Source organism: Pseudovibrio sp. WM33, from assembly GCF_001623165.1.
Classification (GTDB): domain Bacteria; phylum Pseudomonadota; class Alphaproteobacteria; order Rhizobiales; family Stappiaceae; genus Pseudovibrio.
Map to the genome: position 1 here is coordinate 29,034 of NZ_LMCK01000006.1, position 18,925 is coordinate 47,958.

The 18,925-nt window shown below is 48.9% G+C and carries 11 protein-coding genes; 9 read left to right on the top strand and 2 right to left on the bottom strand.

The features are described 5' to 3' along the window. Positions 1 to 268 precede the first annotated feature (268 nt). Positions 269 to 7,864: a type I polyketide synthase gene (locus PsWM33_RS01345; protein WP_244276638.1), complete on the top strand. Its 7,596-nt coding sequence runs from the start codon at positions 269 to 271 to the stop codon at positions 7,862 to 7,864. Beyond that, complete coding sequence (locus PsWM33_RS01350) at positions 7,864 to 9,225, top strand: aminotransferase class I/II-fold pyridoxal phosphate-dependent enzyme (protein WP_063298962.1); 1,362 nt, start codon at positions 7,864 to 7,866, stop codon at positions 9,223 to 9,225. The genes PsWM33_RS01345 and PsWM33_RS01350 overlap by 1 nt, the downstream gene beginning before the upstream one ends. A gap of 19 nt (positions 9,226 to 9,244) precedes the next feature. On the opposite strand, the gene PsWM33_RS01355 is transcribed toward PsWM33_RS01350, so the two are convergent. Then, a complete protein-coding gene (locus tag PsWM33_RS01355) occupies positions 9,245 to 10,012 on the bottom strand; it encodes an SDR family NAD(P)-dependent oxidoreductase (protein WP_063296738.1) in 768 nt (255 codons plus the stop codon). Positions 10,013 to 10,256: 244 nt separating this feature from the next. Here PsWM33_RS01355 and PsWM33_RS01365 point away from each other — a divergent pair, with 244 nt between their 5' ends. The 7 genes from PsWM33_RS01365 (at position 10,257) to PsWM33_RS01395 (ending at position 17,814) form a co-directional block, all read left to right on the top strand. Continuing rightward, positions 10,257 to 11,438: a polysaccharide biosynthesis/export family protein gene (locus PsWM33_RS01365; RefSeq protein WP_063298964.1), complete on the top strand. Its 1,182-nt coding sequence runs from the start codon at positions 10,257 to 10,259 to the stop codon at positions 11,436 to 11,438. A 167-nt stretch (positions 11,439 to 11,605) separates the two neighbouring features. Continuing rightward, positions 11,606 to 12,985, top strand: a complete 1,380-nt coding sequence (locus PsWM33_RS01370) for a hypothetical protein (protein ID WP_057461067.1) — start codon at positions 11,606 to 11,608, stop codon at positions 12,983 to 12,985. Further along, entirely contained in the window at positions 12,969 to 13,763 is a 795-nt protein-coding gene (locus PsWM33_RS01375; protein ID WP_244276639.1) for an ABC transporter permease, read from the top strand. The genes PsWM33_RS01370 and PsWM33_RS01375 overlap by 17 nt, the downstream gene beginning before the upstream one ends. Then, positions 13,763 to 14,419, top strand: a complete 657-nt coding sequence (locus PsWM33_RS01380) for an ABC transporter ATP-binding protein (RefSeq protein WP_057461065.1) — start codon at positions 13,763 to 13,765, stop codon at positions 14,417 to 14,419. The genes PsWM33_RS01375 and PsWM33_RS01380 overlap by 1 nt, the downstream gene beginning before the upstream one ends. A 15-nt stretch (positions 14,420 to 14,434) precedes the next feature. Beyond that, positions 14,435 to 15,739, top strand: a complete 1,305-nt coding sequence (locus tag PsWM33_RS01385) for a capsule biosynthesis protein (RefSeq protein WP_063298965.1) — start codon at positions 14,435 to 14,437, stop codon at positions 15,737 to 15,739. Beyond that, positions 15,736 to 17,034 (top strand): capsular biosynthesis protein, encoded by a 1,299-nt coding sequence (locus tag PsWM33_RS01390; RefSeq protein WP_063298966.1) that lies wholly within the window; start codon positions 15,736 to 15,738, stop codon positions 17,032 to 17,034. The genes PsWM33_RS01385 and PsWM33_RS01390 overlap by 4 nt, the downstream gene beginning before the upstream one ends. A 33-nt stretch (positions 17,035 to 17,067) precedes the next feature. Continuing rightward, complete coding sequence (locus PsWM33_RS01395) at positions 17,068 to 17,814, top strand: formyltransferase family protein (protein WP_063298967.1); 747 nt, start codon at positions 17,068 to 17,070, stop codon at positions 17,812 to 17,814. Positions 17,815 to 17,838: 24 nt separating this feature from the next. On the opposite strand, the gene PsWM33_RS01400 is transcribed toward PsWM33_RS01395, so the two are convergent. Continuing rightward, positions 17,839 to 18,771, bottom strand: a complete 933-nt coding sequence (locus PsWM33_RS01400) for a DMT family transporter (protein WP_063298968.1) — start codon at positions 18,769 to 18,771, stop codon at positions 17,839 to 17,841. Between the last annotated feature and the right edge of the window lie 154 nt (positions 18,772 to 18,925).

Genomic DNA, 18,925 nt, shown 5'->3' on the forward strand with positions numbered 1-18,925 from the left:
CACAAACGGCACAACCTTAAACCTATGACGTTTCATTGAAACGCTCAATGAATAGTAAATATAAAGTACAAATAAACTACATCGAAGAAACCAAGACACTAAAGATCCAAGCAACGACAATTTACAAAAAGACAACACAGAGGTAACAATTCTCACTCTTACATTAACTCCTCCAAAAATATCTGTTGAAGCATTTTTTTTTGAAAGTACATTCCTCTCTAAGTTATATATGGAACTTTAAGTTTAGATACAAACATCACACTTCTGGATGTTGTTCCCTAATTTGAGTGAGTTTTGCTGCGTGTTGGAAATTGTTGGCCTATCTGTTCGTGTTCCTGGAGCTTCAAGCAAGGAAGAGTTGTGGAATCTGCTGTGTTCAAAGCGGAATAGCATCTCCGAAATCCCTGCTGATCGCTGGTCACACTTTAGATATCTGCATCCGCGCATTTCAGAACCCGGCAAAGCGTATACTTTTAAAGCAGGTGTCCTAGATAATTTGTGGGACTTTGATCCTACAGCTTTTGGCATTTCGCCCCGAGAAGCAGAACAAATGGATCCTCAGCAGCGTATTTTGCTGCAGCTCACTTGGGAAGCTATTGAGGACGCAGGCATATCGCCAGATACCATAGCTGGTGATCATGTAGGCGTCTATGTTGGGGCATCTGCGCTTGATTATGCTAACGAAAGCCTGTTCGATCCTAATGTTGCAACCGGTCACTTTATGACTGGCAATACGCTTTCTATTATTTCAAACCGCCTCTCTTATATATTCGACCTTAAAGGCCCAAGTTTTACTGTCGATACTGCTTGCTCGTCTTCTCTAGTTGCACTCCACGAAGCCTATCGTGCGTTGAACTCTGGAAGAATTGACTGTGCCATTGTCGCAGGTGTCAACGTGCTTGCCAGCCCTTTTCCTTTCGTAGGTTTCGCGCAGGCAACTATGCTGTCTCCTGATGGGCAATGCAAAGCTTTCGATGCGAGTGGCAATGGCTATGTACGCTCAGAAGGTGGCGTTGCACTTGTCATCAAAAGAAAAGATGCACCGCGCTGGAAAGGCCAACGGTCTCACGCAGATATCGTCGCAGTTGACGTAAACTCTGATGGTCGTACCGTGGGCATGTCGCTTCCATCGGATGTCGAGCAGGCAAATCTTCTCGACCGTGTTTACAAGGCACATGGAATTGATCCTAATCAGCTTGCATTTGTCGAAGCTCATGGCACTGGGACCCGTGTTGGAGATCCTGCAGAAGCGGGATCGATTGGTCGCACTATTGCGCAGAAGCGACGCGCACCGCTTCCGATCGGCTCAGTTAAAACCAATGTAGGCCACCTGGAACCAGCTTCAGGGCTGGTGGGACTGGCAAAGTCTGTACTGGCACTTCAGAACAATCATTTCCCGGCAAGTCTCCACTTTAACGAACCAAACCCAGACATCGACTTCGACGCGCTCAACATACATGTCGCGAGCGAAGGTGTAGAGCTACCACGTAGTGAGAGCCCGAGATATGCCGGAGTGAACTCGTTTGGCTTTGGCGGAACGAACGCGCACGTCATTCTCAAAGATCCGGAAATCAAGACAGATAATGTCGAGCAACTCACTCAGCCCAAAACCGTAAGCTCATTATTCTTATCAGCGCCGACAAAGGAAGCACTGGTTGAGCTTGCAAGTGGTTATGCGCGTGATGGGCTTCTGACAGAGCAAAGCAACCAGAAGGTTTGTGCGGCGGCCTTTCATCGCAAACGGATTTTTCCGGAAAAAGCAGTGTTTTCTGGTACTGATGTTGAGACTCTTAAGACTACCTTGTCTGACTTTGCATCAGGTCAGAAGAATGCAAACGTCATTTACTCCAATAAAGCTACAAACCCAGGCAAGTGCGCCTTTGCGTTTTCTGGTAACGGAGCACAGTGGGCTGGCATGGGCCGCGACGCCTATGCTGCCAACCAGGCCTTCAAGATTGCTTTTGAGAAGGTTGATGAGTTCTTCACAAACCTTTCTGGCTGGTCCCTAAAAACCGAACTGTTCAGTGAGACACTTGAAGATGACCTGAAAAAGACCAGCATCGCGCAACCATTGTTGTTTGCGGTTCAGGTTGCTCTTTGTCAGGCTCTTGAAGACTATGCATTAAAACCAGACATGGTTCTGGGTCACAGTATCGGCGAAGTTGCAGCAGCACATGTCGCAGGCGCCCTCACTTTGGACGCAGCTGTAGCGCTGGTCTATCACCGGTCTGCAGAACAGGAAGTCGTCGCGGGCCACGGAACCATGGCAGCGCTCGTCCTCCCTGCTGATGAGGCGCGTCAACTAATCTCCAAAAGCGGATTTGGTTCCCTTGAAATTGCAGCGGAGAACAGTCCGAAATCTGTCAGTTTATCTGGCGCGAAAGAAGACATGGACGGGTTTGCAAAGTTTGCGCGCGCCAACCATATCGCCTTCAGAAAAGTCGCGCTGAATTACCCATTCCACAGCCAGCTTATTGAGCCCGTTGAACACCCTTTCCGTAATGCAGTCGGGACTGTGACTGCCAAGTCGGCGCAGGTGCCATTTATCTCAACCGTTTCTGGGGCAGTCTCAGATGGCAAGGACCTTAATACGGACTATTGGTGGCGGAACCTTCGCAAGCCAGTATTGTTCTCCAAGGCCGTTGCGACCGCTCTTGATCTTGGCACTGAAACGATTATCGAGATTGGTCCAAAACCGATTCTGCAAAGTTATCTACGCCAGGTTGCTGCAGAAAAAGGCAGTAAAGGATCTGTACTTTCCAGCCTTTCAAACGAGCAACTTGGTGGAACAGACCCAATTATCAATCTCGTCGCCCGTGCTTTTGTTGCAGGCATCAATGTTGATACGGATAAACTCTTCGGCAAGAACCCGGATGAACCCGTTAATCTGCTCCCACTCCCCTGGCAAAATAAAAGCTTCCGCTTTGAAAACAGCGGTGAGGCTAATATGGGCATTTTCAGGGGTGGAGATCATCCACTTTTAGGTTGGCGCCCAAACGCCACCTATAACGTCTGGACCACTCATCTGGACCGCTTCACGGTTCCATTTCTAGAAGATCATGTCATCAACGGACAAATGATTTTCCCCGGCGCAGGCTATGTTGAAATGGCTCTTGCTGCCGGTTCCGCTCTTTATGAAAGTGACGCAGTAGAACTGCGGTCTATGGATATTTTGCAGGCACTCGTATTAAGCGACGAATATCTGACCGAAGTTCAAACCGAAATCTCTGAGGAAACAGGGACTGTTAGAATTTCCAGCCGTATGCGGCTGAGCGGGGATGATTGGACGCTGCATGCCGTAGGCAGAGTTGCAAAACTGGAAACTCCTGCACCAAACATTCAACTCAACTTTGAAGCAGCCCAACTCATCAATACAGGTGAGGATATTTACGCAGCGGCGCTCACATACGGACTTGAATTTGGGCCACGTTTCCAACGCACTCAAAACGTCTCTCAGGTAGATGCGGGTACATTTATCGTCCACCTGTCTGCACTTGAAGATGACGAGCAGGTTTCATCCTTCGGCATTCATCCAGCTGAACTTGATGGATGTTTCCATGGCCTGCTCTCCCTATTCAGAGAGACAACATCCCAAAACAGTCGCCCAAAAGCCTATGTTCCAATTTTCTTTGATAAGGTTCGCCAATATCAAACAGGCGCGTCCCCAGCCTATGTTCGAATTCAGGTAAAGCGTGCCTCTGAACTCTCTATTTTGGCGGACTTCCAGATTTTCGATGAAGATGACAACGTCATTATTGCGATTTCCGGAGGCCGCTTCCGTGCAACCGAACTGGGTCGTAAAGATAACCCGTCTGACCTGATCTATCGCGTCGAAGCAGAACTGCAGCGGAACCCCGCAACCACAGTTGCTAAACTCAACCATAGCTTCCCGGCAATTGAAGACTACGTTGCTGAAAAGTTCCGTACTGTTGAAGATGAAGCTGAGCGTGAAGCGTATTTGCTACTCAATGCGGCAGCTCAACGAACAGCATTTGATATTATCTCAAAGTTTGCGGATGGCGAACAAACTGTTTCTGTTGAGGACTTACCAAATAATCATCGCCGGTATTTCGTCACTCTTTTGACGATCCTTCAGGAAGCTGGGGCAGCCACGGAATGCGGGGTAAATCGCTTGGAATTGAATAGCGATTTTGAGCTTCCTGATTTCGATCTTCTGGTTGAGAGTGTACTGGAAGAAAGCCCGCAAGACATCGCCGCTGCAACCATTCTTGCAACCACACGCAAATTCGTTCTCGATAGCCTTGACCTTGATAGTTTTGAGGGCAATGATTTTGAGCATTCCAGTGCGATGCTCGAGCAATACTGGTACTCCTCCCCGGAAGCACAAACACGCAGCCAGACTATCTCTGAATGGCTCAGAACCGCGCTTGCAACCTGGGACACAGACACACCGCTTCATGTACTGGATCTAAGCGGCTCAGGGCTGAATCTGGCAAAAGATATTCAGCAGATACTCCCTAGCCAAGTAACAAAAGTTTCGATCGCCGACAGTAACCACAAAAGCGCTGCGCGTTTGTCTGCCAGTGTTCTGGATGAGCCAAACATCGCTGTATTTGATACGAGCAATCTGGACAGTAACCACACTTGGGATGCCGCGTTAGAACAGGGGCCATTCGATGTAATTGTATCATCCGGTCTTCTTCACGAAGCATGTCAGAGCGAGACAAACCTCTTCGAAAAGCTCGGACAATCACTGACAGAAGGCGGTCAGTTCCTTGCGATCGAGCCACTTTCAGATGTTTTCCATGATGTGGCTTTTGGTCTGTCTGAAGACTGGTTTGCCGGCTCAATCTCCGACGAGTATCCAGTCGGTCCGCTGAAAACAAGCAATGACTGGCTGGATCAGTTTACCTCAACATCATTTAATGCTCCGATCGCAATTGAGGCACTCAAAGAAGGTGCATCAATTGTTTTACTGAATGCGACTGCAAAACCTGTAGACGTAAGTCAGCAGCTTGATCCAACGGCCGATTTGCCTGAGAGCAAGGCCATGATCATTCTGGCAGGTAACTCAAAGCTGGAGCAGGAAATTGCGAAGGCTATACAGAGTGATGAGAGATTAGCAGCCTGTAATATCAAACTTCTGGATGCAGATAGTGGGCAGTTCGATCTGAATGAGGCCAATGGCTGGAAGTCCGCTCTTGCAGGTTCTGCCTTCCTTGATGCTGAGCTGAAGACCATCATTCACTTGTATGGTCTGACGGAAGCAGGTGACGCACCTGTCGACCAGGTCATGAAGCGCTGTGCAACTTGTGTTGGCCTCGTAAAGGCTTATCCGGGCTTAGCTGGTCAACTCGCACTTGTTGCTCCAGGCGGCAGCGGTCATAACGCTGAGCAAGAAGCACCAGCCCAGAGTGCCGCGTGGACTTTTGCACGTGTTCTTGGCAATGAAGCTCCTGAACTGACACCACTTACCCTTGATGTTTGCATCGACAAAGGCGCCCAAGGCGTTGCCTCTGACATTTTGGAGGCTGTTTTCTACCAGAACATGGAGAATGAACTCCATCAGCCGCAAAAGAGCCGAGTGGTTTCGCGTGTTAAATCCGGGTTTGGCCAATCCACCTGGAAACCTGCAGAGAATGTTGAGCTGAACTTCTCAGAGGCGGGTTCCCTCAACCATTTAAACTGGCGTGGGCAGCAACGTATTGAGCCATCTGAGGACCATGTTGAGATTAAAGTCGCCGCAACTGGTTTGAACTTCCGTGATGTTATGTGGACTTTGGGCATGCTTCCAGAAGAAGCGCTTGAAGATGGCTATGGTGGACCAAATCTCGGCTTGGAAATTTCAGGTACTGTTACACGTGTTGGCAAGAATGCCAGTGATCTGGCAGTTGGTGACAAAGTGGTTGCGTTTACGTCTGGTGGATACTCTTCCTATGTAACCTGTCCAAAGTTTGCAGTGGCGAAACTTGACCAAAGTCAGGATCTTGTCTCTGCTGCGACTTACCCAGTTGCATTCCTGACCGCTTATTACTCGCTCATCCATCTTGGTGAACTCAAAGAAGATCAGTGGGTCCTTATCCACGGGGGCGCAGGTGGCGTTGGCCTTGCTGCACTGCAAATTGCAAAGCATATCGGCGCAAAAGTCATTGCAACCGCCGGGTCTGAAGAAAAACGAGAGATCCTCCGCCTGCTCGGCGCTGATCACATTCTTGATTCCCGCAGTTTGCAGTTCCCAGACAAAGTCATGGAACTCACCGATGGAAAAGGCGTACATTCAGTCTTGAACTCCCTTGCTGGCGAAGCGATGGAAGCAAGCATCAACATTGTACGCCCGTTTGGCCGCTTCCTTGAGCTTGGCAAACGAGACTATTATGCAAACACCAAGATCGGTTTGCGTCCGTTCCGTCGTAATGTTTCTTACTTCGGTATCGATCTGGATCAGATCCTGCTGCATGATAGTGATCTGGCACGTAAACTCATTGAAGATGTCTTTGAGCTGATCAAGGACGGCACATTCACACCATTGCCTCACCGCGTGTTTGAAGGCCGTAATGTGCAGGATGCCTTCCGGCTTATGCAACGGTCTGGGCACATTGGCAAGATCCTGATCACCCCACCAAAACCTGAAGAAGTTAAAGTTCCGCAGGAACGCACCTCTCTCAAGTTCGCTCAGGACGGTCATCATGTGGTGATTGGTGGTCTCGGTGGTTTTGGCTTGGAAATCTGCCGCTGGTTGGCTGATAATGGTGCACGGCGCATTACACTAACAAGCCGGTCAGCAAAGGTGAGCGAGCAACACGAAAAGCTTTTTGAAGCCCTGGCAGAAAAAGGCGTAACAGTCTCTGCGGTCAGTTGCGATGTCACAGATAGAAAAGCAGTTCACGGCTTGCTCAGCGAACTACGCCAATCCGCGCCCCTCAAGAGCATTATCCATGCGGCAATGGTTCTGGATGATGGCATTATTCAACAGCTGGACGAGAAACGGTTCCGCAAGGTTCTGGAGCCAAAAATTCAAGGTGCAAGCTTGCTGGATGAACTGACCCGTCAGGACGAGCTGGACCAGTTTATCCTGTTCTCCTCTGCAACCACCCTGATCGGGAACCCTGGCCAGTCTCATTACGTCGCCGCCAACGGATATCTCGAAGGACTTGCAAGAGCCCGACGCAAAGCTGGCAAACCTGCAATTGCTGTCGGCTGGGGTGCGATCGGCGATGTGGGCTTCCTTGCCAGAAATGCTGAGGTTTCCGACAAGCTTTCCAGGCACCTGGGTGAAGCAACCATTAAGGCCCGTGAAGGTCTGGATATTCTCAAACTTGCCATGGAACAGGATGACGGGTCTGCGCCAGGTGCCGTGGTTCATATTGGCCGTTTTGCATGGGCAGCTGCACATCAATCTTTATCACTGTTGAGCAAGCCGCTCTTCCGCGAAATCATTGGCCGTAGCGATACGGATGGAGACAGCGACGGTGCGACCGATATTCTGTCTCTCATTGAGGGCAAGTCGGATACAGAGGCCAAAGAAATTGTCGCTCATATTCTTGCCGGTGAAATTGGCCGCATCCTGCGCCTACCAGCAGAGGACATTTCTCATCAACGCCCACTTGCGGAGTTTGGAATGGACTCCTTAATGGGGCTTGAACTGAGAATGGGAATTCAGAAACGCTTCAATCTGGAGATTCCGCTGGTATCTATCTCAGGCGGAACGTGTTTGGATGACTTTGCTGCGCAGATCCTACAAAAACTTCGCAAACGCGAAGGTGGAGAGGCTTCTGCTGAGGATGGCTCTCACAACGTTCTGGCCAGCCAACACCTTTCCGATGATCTGGATGACGCTCAAAAATCAACTGTGCGCGAAATCCTAGATACTCATCAGGACAAAACAGCAAGACTTTTGAATTAATGGCCAAATCAGACAAGAAAAAACTAAGCAAAGACGACCGGTTGAATGCTTTGAGCGCCGTCAGGCGCTCAAAGTCTGCACTTCCAAAGCAGACGGCTGCCAAACCTCAAGTTGAAAAAGCAATCGCACCAAAGTTTGCTGACCTTCCGGGGTTTAAGGAAATTCGCCTTCAGAAAGCAGCGGCTGATCTGTTGCAGATCAACAATCCTTTTTTCCGTGCGCATGACGCGCGTGCAGGGGCAACGACGCTGATTGATGGAGAAACCTACCTTAACTTCTCCTCCTACGACTATCTCGGATTGAATGGGCATGAGAAGGTTCAGGAAGCAGCCAAAACAGCCATCGACCACTATGGCATTTCAGCCAGTGCCAGCCGGGTTGTTGCCGGTGAGCGTGTAATCCATACCGAGCTTGAAAAGCTCATTGCCCGGATGCACGGTGTTGAAAGTTCTGTTGCGTTTGTCAGTGGCCATGCAACCAACGTCACTAGCATTGGCCAGCTGATGCAGCCGGATGATCTGATCATTCATGACAGCTACATTCACAACAGCATCGTCACAGGAGCAAAGCTCTCCGGTGCTGTTCGCCAATCCTTCCCTCATAACAATTTCGAGGCTCTGGAAAACATTCTCGAGCTCCGCGCCCATAAACATCCACGTACACTGATCGTAGTTGAAGGCGTTTACTCGATGGACGGGGATTATCCTGATCTTCCGCGTCTGATTGAGATTAAAAAGAAATACGGTGCCTGGCTCATGGTCGATGAAGCGCACTCCATCGGCATTCTCGGAGAGAAAGGCCGCGGCCTCGCCGAGCATTTTCAGGTTGACCCAAGAGATGTCGATATCTGGATGGGCACGTTTTCCAAAACATTGGCAGGATGCGGCGGCTACATCGCTGGATGCAGTGATTTGGTTGACTACCTTAAGCTGACAGCTTCCGGTTTCGTGTTCAGTGTCGGCATTGCACCACCGATCGCAGCTGCGGTTTGTGAAGCCATCCGTCTGATGGAAGCAGAGCCTCACCGGGTACAGGCAGCACAGTCAAACGGGCAATATTTCCTTGAGAAGGCTCAGACAGCAGGTCTTGATACTGGTGTCAGTCAAGGCTGTGCGGTAGTCCCGATCATGATGGGCGACTCTTTGAAGGCAACTGTTTTGGCTGCGCGTCTGCTCGATCGTGGGCTCAATGTATTACCAATTATCTATCCGGCGGTTCCAGAAAAGTCAGCTCGTCTGCGCTTCTTCATCACCTCAGAACATACAGAAGAACAACTGGATCAGGCGATCGAGCTGGTGAATGATGAAATAGCGAATTACGATAGTAATCCTATTTCAATTCAACAGGTTATGTCAGCCTAGTTAACGAAGAACGATTAAATCAGCGCTGATAATTGAAGCGCTGATTTGCCAACCGGCGCAATTTCCACGGCAGCAGTTTCCCAACACGAATACTCAGAGCCAACTGCCATGGGAACGCATGAAATGCCTTTTTCCGTGCAATCGCTTTTTTTATTGAAGCAGCAGCTTGCTCTGCTGTGTATTCATAAGGGCGCCAGCTCTTAAACTGATCGGCCATCGGCGTCAGAATATATCCCGGACAGATCACTGATACTGACACCCCCCACCTATAAAGGTGGTCCCGCATCGCTTCACCATAAGCGATCACCCCAGCTTTTGATGCTCCGTAGGCAGGCCCATCAGATATAGGCTGCATTCCTGCCAAGGAGCTGATCAATGCAATTCGGCCGCTTTTACGCCGCTGCATATATGGTGCGACCGCTGTCAAAACATTGACAGCACCCCCGAGGTTAGTCGCAATCTGAGCATGCGCTGTCTCTGCCGTCTCGACAGCGCCATCAACCTCATGTGACCCCGTGATACCTGCATTAGAGATGACCAAGTCGAGAGGCGTATGCCGCTCTAACTCCTCAACCCAGTTTTGAAGAGCCACCGCATCGCAAACATCAAGCGCTTTCCAGAACACCTGGTTCCCACCCCGCTCAACCTCACGCACAGTCTCAAGCAACCGCTCCTCATTTCTCCCAGTCAAGCAAAGAGTTACGCCTTCCCCTACATAGGAAACAGCTAAAGCCCTCCCCAACCCAGAGCTGGCACCTGTGATGAGAATCGATCTCGGAGAAAACATCTAAATTGAGCTCCAAACAACACGCATTTCATTTGTTTTGGCAAACAGATAGTTAACGTGCAAGTTAGATTCTCCAGACTTCATCAGAAGTCCAACTTTCTCCAAAGAAAACAACAGATAGTTGAACTCGTTTTCATTACTAAATTTGAATTCTATCTCAGATTGAGATACTAATCTCTCCATTAAAGCTGGATGTTTTTGACAAGCGTATTTTTGATCCGGCGGTAAAGTGGATAGAAGTTTTATGAATTTATTTTCCAATTCGACTGATGTGCGGTCAGCTCAAATAACTTCAGGTTTCGTAAAATCCATTGCCATCATTGTTCCTGTCTTAGGCGTTTTGTCCGGTTGCGCTGCGCTACCTTCAGCTGGTCCAGTATCTTCAGAGATCCAGGCAGCCTCTTCAGATCGACGCACAGAACCTTTTGACTATCATCTGATTGATCTTGATGACTCGGTTGTATCAGTGCTTTCAGCCTATCAACCGAATGGATTATCAAAAGTCTTCACAGGCGGGAAATGGGCACCTAAGCATATCGTTGGCGTTGGCGACACTGTTTCTGTCGTCGTTTGGGAGCAGGGCAACGACCGTTTGTTCACACCGAATGGACAAGCTGGCGGCGTCGAGCTTGGCCCATTCATGGTCAACCAAAGCGGTGCAATCACCATTCCGTATGTGGGGAAGGTAAATGCGCGTGGAAAATCTGTCGAGCGGCTTCAAGAAGCGCTCCAGGTTGCGCTTGATCGTAAAGCTACTAACCCACAAGTTATTGTTACATTAAAGCAAAATGCTAGCAGTTTGGTCACAGTGAATGGTGCGGTTAAGAAACCAGGTCAATATCCCTTGGATCTAAGCGGCAAGCGTTTGCTTGACGTTGTCGCAAACGCGGGCGGTAACGCATCTCCTGCCACTGAGAGCTATGTGTCGATTTCTCGCAACGGACGTCAAGCAAAGCAGTTGCTCAGCGCTGTTTTCCAGACAACACACGAAAATGTCTATGTTCGACCAGGAGATCGGATTTTCGTCACACATGATCCACAGACCTTCACCGCCTTTGGTGCTGTGCCTAAAGTTGGTGAGTTTCCAATTCAAGCCTCGAATGTTTCGCTCGTTGAAGCATTAGGCCGTATAGGTGGTTTGGACAGGAATGCTGCCAATTCTCAGGGTCTCTTTGTTTTCCGCTACGAAGATCCCCAAGTTCTTTCCCAGCTAAAACCTGAGTATCTTGGGACAAAATCGGGAAAAATTCCTGTGATTTACCGCTTAAATATGAGAGATGCGCGTTCCTATTTCAAAGGCCAACTTTTCTCGCTACGTGATAAAGACGTTGTCTATGTTTCTAGCGCTTATGGTGCTGAGCTTAACAAGTTTATCAGGATTTTGAGTGGAACATTGGCAATCAGCAAAACAGTGAGTACCTTTTAAGATTGCGGTTTTCTGGCTGTAACTTAAGTTTGCCAGTTGTTGTATTGCCAATAATTGCTTCTCAATTTGAGAAGTCGTGTTATGATTCAACGAAATCTTCAATTTAAGAAAATGGGCATTTGCCTACAACTATGACCAAGTGCCATTTAAGAAGGTGAAGACCCAGTATGGAAAATGGGACAACCGCAAAAGTCGCTGAAATTCGCCCTGCACCGCCAAAAACTCCAGGTAAAGTAACTCCAAAACACGATTCCAAGGCATCAAATCCTAAGGCATCTACGACACCAGCAAAAAAAGCACCATTGCAGAAAAAAATTGCTTCAGTTGTCACTTTACCATTCGACAAAACAACTGACTCAAAAATTACTCAATCTAATACGTTGCTCAATTTCCGGTCATTAAGGCCTCAAGAAATTCGAAGGAAATTTTTAGCGATCTCATTTGCCTTGCTAGTCCTTGTTCCTGGCTTGCTAGGTGCAACCTATTTCTTGTTTATTGCTTCAGAACGATATTCGTCGACCATAGGCTTCTCCGTACGCGGTATGGATGGCTCTTCGGCTGGAGGAGACTTCTTAGGAGCCCTCACGGGTCTCGCTAGCGTAGGAACCACTACAACAGACTCTTTTATCCTTATGGACTATCTAGAGGGTCGAGAAGTTGTTGAACGTCTCTCTGTTGATTTAGGTATCGTTGAACATTTTGGTGGTGACAACGTGGACTTCATCTATCAGTTAGACCAGGAATTTTCTATTGAAGACTTAGTCGGATACTGGCAGGGCATGATTTCAACTAGTTTCGACAACTCGTCGAGTATTATTGAAGTCGAGGTTCAAGCATTCACTCCGGATATGGCTGAAAAAATTGCTTCCAAAGTTCTGTCGTACGGTTCTGAACTTGTTAACACGCTTTCTCAAAACGCACGCAAAGATGCCGTCAAGTTTGCCGAAGAGGAAGTCCGACGTGCAGAATTGAGACTGAAGATTATCCGCATGCGAATGAAAGAATTTCGCAGTACAGAGAGTTCAATCGATCCGACAAAAAATGCTGAAGTACAAATTGAACTTATTGCAGGTCTCGAGAAGCAGCTACTAGACACACGATCTCGGTTGGCAACATTGGTTGGAACAATAGATGAAAGCTCACCAACAATTCGTCAACTACGAAAGCAAGAAGAAGTTCTAATTCAGCAAATTTTAAATAAACGTGACGAAATAAGTGGCAAGAAACCATTCCAAGAGAAACTATCAGTTGAAACCGGTGATCGACTTTCGTCTATTTCTGCATTGTTAGCGAATTATGAAGAGTTGGTGGTCGAGCAAGAGTTTGCTCAACAAACCTATACTGCAGCACTAGCTGGTTTAGAGCGTTCACGCGCTGAGGCAGATCGTCAACAAAGATATCTTGCAGTTTTTAATCCTCCGTCAAAACCAGAAGCGGCTATCTATCCTCGTCGCCTCATCAACTCTCTTATACTTTTTCTTGGGCTACTTTCCATCTGGGCGCTTGCTACAGTAATTACGTACTCCATTCGTGACCACCTCAAATAAACCGTTTGCTATGGAAAATGTTATTACAACTCAAACCCGTGTTATTGGTGCACTTGTACTTAGAGAAACTCGAACAGCCTTTGGGGACACTCAGTTAGGGTATCTCTGGGCGATTGTTAACCCAGCTCTAAGTACTCTGGTCTTAGTGTTGATCTTCTCGAGTATCGGAAGATCACCGGCCTTTGGAACCAGTTTTGCGCTCTTTTTTGCGAGTGGTATCTTACCGTTCCAAACTTATTCCAAACTATCTAGTTCACTTATGACAGCGGTTAGCTCTAGTAAAGGGCTGCTTAGTTATCCGCTCGTTAAAGAGACTGACATACTTGTTTCTAAATATATTTTAATCACTTTAACCTATCTCATGATAATTATAGTTTTTTTCACGATGATTATCTGGGGTGACGGCTCACCGCTGCCAGTCCGCCCAGAGCAATGCGCAGCCGCGTTTATTTTTTTAACGTTGCTCGGTTTCGGAGCAGGAACCACGAATGCCGTTTTATTCAGATTATGGCCTACATGGAAGCAACTAGAGTCAATAATCAGTAGACCGCTTTTTTTTCTTTCTGGAATTTTTTATGTACCAAGCGATTTTCCAACCCAAATTGTGAGATTGCTTGCCTGGAACCCAGTGCTACACGGTATTGAGTGGTTTCGTGAAGGTTACTATGGAAATTACGATAGCATCGTCTTGGACAAATCATACTTGCTAACCTGCATAGTAATCCTGCTCCTCGTTGGTTTATTCGGTGAACGCCTCTATCGAAAGAAATCTATCTGATGATCGAATTTCTTGATGTATCAAAAACTTACCGACTTAAGGGCGTAAGAAAAAATATTTTGAATGGGCTTACAACAAGATTCCCTAAAGGCAAAAATATCGGCATACTTGGTCATAATGGTGCAGGTAAATCAACATTAATGCGATTGATTGCAGGTGCTGAACTTCCTGATAGCGGTCGCATCAAGCGAAACGTAAAGGTTTCCTGGCCTCTTGGCTTTGGAGGTGGCTTCGCAGGGAAGATGACAGGCATCGAAAACGTTCGCTTCGTTGCTCGAATGTATGGCGAAGACACAGAGCGTATGGTCGAGTTTGTAGAAGATTTCTCTGAACTTGGGCCGTCTATGACATTACCAATTCAAACATATTCGAGCGGTATGAAAGCACGCCTTGCTTTTGGTGTTAGCATGGCCATAAATTTCAATTGCTATCTAATTGATGAAATTACTGCTGTTGGCGATGCTCGGTTCAAAAGAAAATGTGATAAAGTTTTTGAGACAAAGCTCAAACATGCCAACATCATCATGATCTCGCACTCAGAAGCCACAATCAAAAAGCTCTGCGATACCGCCTGTCTGCTGCATGACGGCGAATTGACTATGTACGATTCTGTTAACGAAGCGCTTGCTCAGCATCGCAAAAATCAGCTTAAGTAGTTGAGTATAGGCACTATGTCAGTTCGATCAGTTCTTATTTTACAATCCCACCCTTCTGCCTTTTGTCGGGCGCTTGTTGAAGAGTTTGAAGCTCGCAAGATCAAGTACACCATCGTTAATTTTTCTCTCAGTGACTGGTATTTTCGCGTTGGGTTGGGGGCGAAAGCTTATTGGGGGCGGTTGAAGAACTGGCAAAGCAAGCTGGAGCGGTTGATTGATGAGAATGGCATCACGGACATTCTGTATTATGCAGATCGGCGACCGTATCACCGGGTAGCGCATGATGTTGCCATGCAACGGGGCATCAACACATTTGCCTATGAGTTTGGTTATATGCGCCCGGATTGGATCACACTGGAGCGCGGTGGCATGGGAGTGTACTCACACTTTCCAAATGATCCGGCACAGATAAGGCAAAGCGCCGCTGACTTGCCGGAACTGGCAGCTGCAAGCCGTTTTCCGCATGCGTTTTTGCAGGAGGCGACCAATGAGGTCATTTGCAACCTGATTCCGATCTTCTTCCCGTATCTATTCCCGTTTTATCAGCGGGATCGCTACTATCATCCGTTCAGGGACTATTTCAGCTACATCCCGCGCCTGATGCGCCAGAAGCGGCTTGGACAGGAAGCGGAAGAAGCAATCAACACGCTCATAAAAGAGCAGGCCGAGTATTTTGTCGTCCCTATGCAAATGCAGGGCGATTATCAGATCAGGCATCATTCGCACTACAAGCATCTGTCCGGTTTCATTCGCGAGCTTTACAGCACGTTTTCGCAAAGCGCCTCAGCTGCGAGCAAACTGGTATTCAAACTTCATCCGTTTGACAACAACGTTGAGAACTGGCCGAAAATCATTCGCGAGATTGCTGCGGAGTTCGGTTGTTTGGAGCGCACAATCATTATTGATGGTGGCAATCTAAATCAGTTGCTCAGGCATTCGCGCGGGTGCGTGCTGGTGAACAGCACGGTTGGTATGGAAGCACTGAAAAGCGGCGTACCAGTGAAAGCCATGGGTATTGCTGTCTATGATATTGCCGGATTGACGGACCAGCGGTCTCTGGATGACTTTTGGAGGGAACCAGCTCTACCGGATGCTGACCTTTATCACGACCTAGAAAAGCTTATGGGGCATACCATTCAAGTGCATGGAAGCTTTTTTAATCCCGAAGGTCGGAAGATCGCGGCGCAAGAGTTTGTGAAACGCATGATGGAGGATGGCGTCAACGGTCATGGCGCGTTTGTTGAAACGCCGCCGCGTCTGGCGCAAGCCAAAGCTGCTGGCGTTCCCATCCCGGCAAATTGTTACTGGAGTGACAAATGACTTCAGAAAACAAGCGCTGCATATTGCTGCTGCAAGGGCCACTTTCCAAATACTATGCCCGTACCGCACACCACTTGGAAGAGCTGGGCGCAAAGACGCTTAAGGTTCATTTTTGTGGCAGCGATGTTCATGACTGGGAGCAAACCGACACCATTCTTTTTTCCGAACCCGCTGAGAATTGGGCACTTTTTCTGGAAGCGCTGATTGTTGCGCATGGGGTCACGGATATCCTGCTTCATGGAGATCGACGCTACTACCACAAAGTCGCCATCGGTGTCGCAAAGCGGTTGGACGTCACCATCATTGCGACCGAGCTTGGCTATTTGCGTCCGGATTGGATGACAGTCGAGTATGGTGGCTGTTCTGCGCTTTCGCATTTCCCGCAGAACAAGCAGGAACTGATGGCGTTGGATACACAACAGGCGGAAGATACTTCTGCTGTGCTTTATCCTGGCAGCTATAAGCAGATTGTGCTGCAAGAGCTCGGTTTCACGCTTTATAACGCAGTTCATGCCCGCAAGTTTCCTCATTACCACAACCATCGCACAGAATCACGTGTGCAGGTTTATGGCGGCTGGCTCAAGGCTCGCCTGCAGGCCAAACGTCGAAAGCAGGAAGCAGATGTCATCTGGAATCAGTTGCAGCAAAGCGGCACACGTTATTATCTCTTTGCCTTGCAGCTAAACGGGGATTTTCAGATCCGGGATCATTCTCCCTTTGCCAGTATTTATGAGGCAATTGAAAAAGTCATCGCCTCCTTTGCTAAAAATGCGCCTGAGAAGACACTGCTGCTGTTCAAGAGCCATCCGCTGGAATATCGTTTCAAGGAATTGTCACGAGCGATTGTTGACGCTAGCCGTAAGCATGGTGTTGAGGAACGCACGCAGCTTATTCACGGGCAGACGATCAAAGCGCTTGCTGAACCATCCCTCGGGATGCTGACCGTCAACAGTTCAGCAGGCATCGAGGCTCTTGAATATGGTGTGCCAACCTGCTGCATTTTGCCAACGATTTACGACATGGATGGTCTGACGCATCAGGGCGATTGGGAGACATTTTGGCACTCAGCAACACCGCCAGAGCCAGATGTGTACCGTAAGTTTATTGATGCACTAAAAACCACCATTCAGGTACGCGGATCGCTTTACAATGCAGCTGGTCTGGAAGCTGCAGCAAAGGGGACAGCAGAAAAGATCCTCTCCACCTCCTACGCTGAACAACGCCTGAAACGGGTTGAACCGCCAAGGATGGAAAAAGCACGGAAAATGGGCGTTACCTACGACTACTTTATGTAGTTGACGACCACTTTATGCAATTGGGGAGTATGCATGCAGATCTGTCTTGTTTCCAACGCCAGCGTTTACACTGACGCTGCTTTACATTCATTGCTGGCGTATCCAGAAATCCAGATCTGCGGTCTTGTGAAGTGCACGGCGGTGGCGGGCAAGCGCAACGACTGGCGCGCATATAAGGACCTTTTTCTCCGCTCCGGTCCGCTTTATGCGGGGTATCTGGGCGCTGTAACAAAGCCAGCCTACCGGATGCCACATGTTCCCAAATGGAAGAGCATGCGAACCTGGGCTCACAGCCTGCGATGTCCTGTTCTACCGACAAATGACGCCAGCGCGCCTCAGACCCTCGACTTTATCGAGCGCTGCAAGCCGGATTTGATCCTCACGGTTCATCTGGGGCAAATTTTGAACGCGGCATTTTACGAGCGTTTTGCCGGCAAGACCTACAACATCCATCCGGGTAAACTGCCGATCTACAAAGGGCCGGATCCGGTCTTTCATGCGATCTTAGAAAATGAGCAGGCTTTCACCCTCAGTTTGCACGAGAGCATTCAGAAGATTGACGCTGGCAAGGTGCTGGCAGAAACGACTGTGGTGCCGGAAAAGAGAACCGTTTTCCGCACCAATCTGGACCTTTTCCGAAAGACAGGGAAGCTCGTGGCCTCCCATTTTCTCGGAAAGAACGACTGCCCGCCGGCGCCGGATGACCGGGCCCCGCGGTATCGCAGCTGGCCCAGCAATGGTGATGTTCTGAGGTTTCTGGCCCGCGGCAACAGACTTTAACTCTCCAGCCGTGCGAGCATGGCATTAGTCCGCACGCGCAGCTACTTCCTCTGAAGTCTCAGGTTCAGGCCCGGTTTCCTTCTCAGCCGCACGGATACGTTGGCGGGATAGCGAGAACAGGCCTGCACCCACCACGATGATCGCGCCGAGGATGGTGCTCCAGATTGGCAGGTCAGAGAACACAAGGAACCCGATCGGGATCGACCAGACCAGCTGAAGATAGTTGAACGGCTGAATGTCGCTTGCCTGTGCCAGCGAAAGTGCCTTCATCAACAGGAAGTGTGCAGACGTCCCCGTTGCGCAAATGCCGAGCAGCAGCACCCATTCCACCTCATCAAACGCCATCATGTGTTGAGAACCCATGATGGTGGAGAGAATTGTGCCCACGATGCCAACATAAAGGAAAGACGTGAGTGCGCTGTCATCCTGGCTCGCAACACGGGTAAACAACTGATACAACGCAAAGCTGACCGAGGCAGCCAGCGCCACCACAGCGCCCCAACCGCCTATATTACCGTCCGGCTGCAGCATCACCAGCAAGCCTGCCATACCGCAGAACATTGCCAGAATGCGGCGCCAGCCAACCGTCTCACCAAGGAAGAGAGCCGCAAGCCCCGTCACGATCAACGGATGAGCCTGAAAAATTGCCGTTACATCGGCCAGTCCCAGCATGCTGAAGGCGAAGGTGATCAGGCAGATTTCTGCAAACAGCAGAAGGCCACGAATAATCTGAAGCACCGGACGTTTGGTGCGCACCACATTATAGAGCCCTTGTTCGCTGATCATAGCCCAGCCAACCGCAATCACCAGCAAAACCCAAAAGCGCACCATCATGATGAACCAGACCGGGTGGTCTGACACGAGCTGCTTGGTGATCGCATCCTGCATCGCGAAGATGAGCGTAGACAGGATTGTAAGCGCGATACCCATGTTTCGCTTGCCGAGGAGCTGAGCCATTTTGTGTCCTTGTTAGCAGCACAAATCCGCTTACCGAGGCGAACCAGAAAGCGAATACAGTGGGAGGAAATGTGCTGAAAAGAATTCTTGGATGCCAATCGACATCAATACTGCACGTATACTGTGATGCATCACAAAGCAAATGCAAAAAGCA

Excerpts from the sequence above, each read along its gene's own strand:
- PsWM33_RS01345 (WP_244276638.1), top strand. The coding sequence starts at position 269 with ATGTTGTTCCCTAATTTGAGTGAGTTTTGCTGCGTGTTGGAAATTGTT.
- PsWM33_RS01350 (WP_063298962.1), top strand. The coding sequence starts at position 7,864 with ATGGCCAAATCAGACAAGAAAAAACTAAGCAAAGACGACCGGTTGAAT.
- PsWM33_RS01355 (WP_063296738.1), bottom strand. The coding sequence starts at position 10,012 with ATGTTTTCTCCGAGATCGATTCTCATCACAGGTGCCAGCTCTGGGTTG.
- PsWM33_RS01365 (WP_063298964.1), top strand. The coding sequence starts at position 10,257 with ATGAATTTATTTTCCAATTCGACTGATGTGCGGTCAGCTCAAATAACT.
- PsWM33_RS01370 (WP_057461067.1), top strand. The coding sequence starts at position 11,606 with ATGGAAAATGGGACAACCGCAAAAGTCGCTGAAATTCGCCCTGCACCG.
- PsWM33_RS01380 (WP_057461065.1), top strand. The coding sequence starts at position 13,763 with ATGATCGAATTTCTTGATGTATCAAAAACTTACCGACTTAAGGGCGTA.
- PsWM33_RS01385 (WP_063298965.1), top strand. The coding sequence starts at position 14,435 with ATGTCAGTTCGATCAGTTCTTATTTTACAATCCCACCCTTCTGCCTTT.
- PsWM33_RS01390 (WP_063298966.1), top strand. The coding sequence starts at position 15,736 with ATGACTTCAGAAAACAAGCGCTGCATATTGCTGCTGCAAGGGCCACTT.
- PsWM33_RS01395 (WP_063298967.1), top strand. The coding sequence starts at position 17,068 with ATGCAGATCTGTCTTGTTTCCAACGCCAGCGTTTACACTGACGCTGCT.
- PsWM33_RS01400 (WP_063298968.1), bottom strand. The coding sequence starts at position 18,771 with ATGGCTCAGCTCCTCGGCAAGCGAAACATGGGTATCGCGCTTACAATC.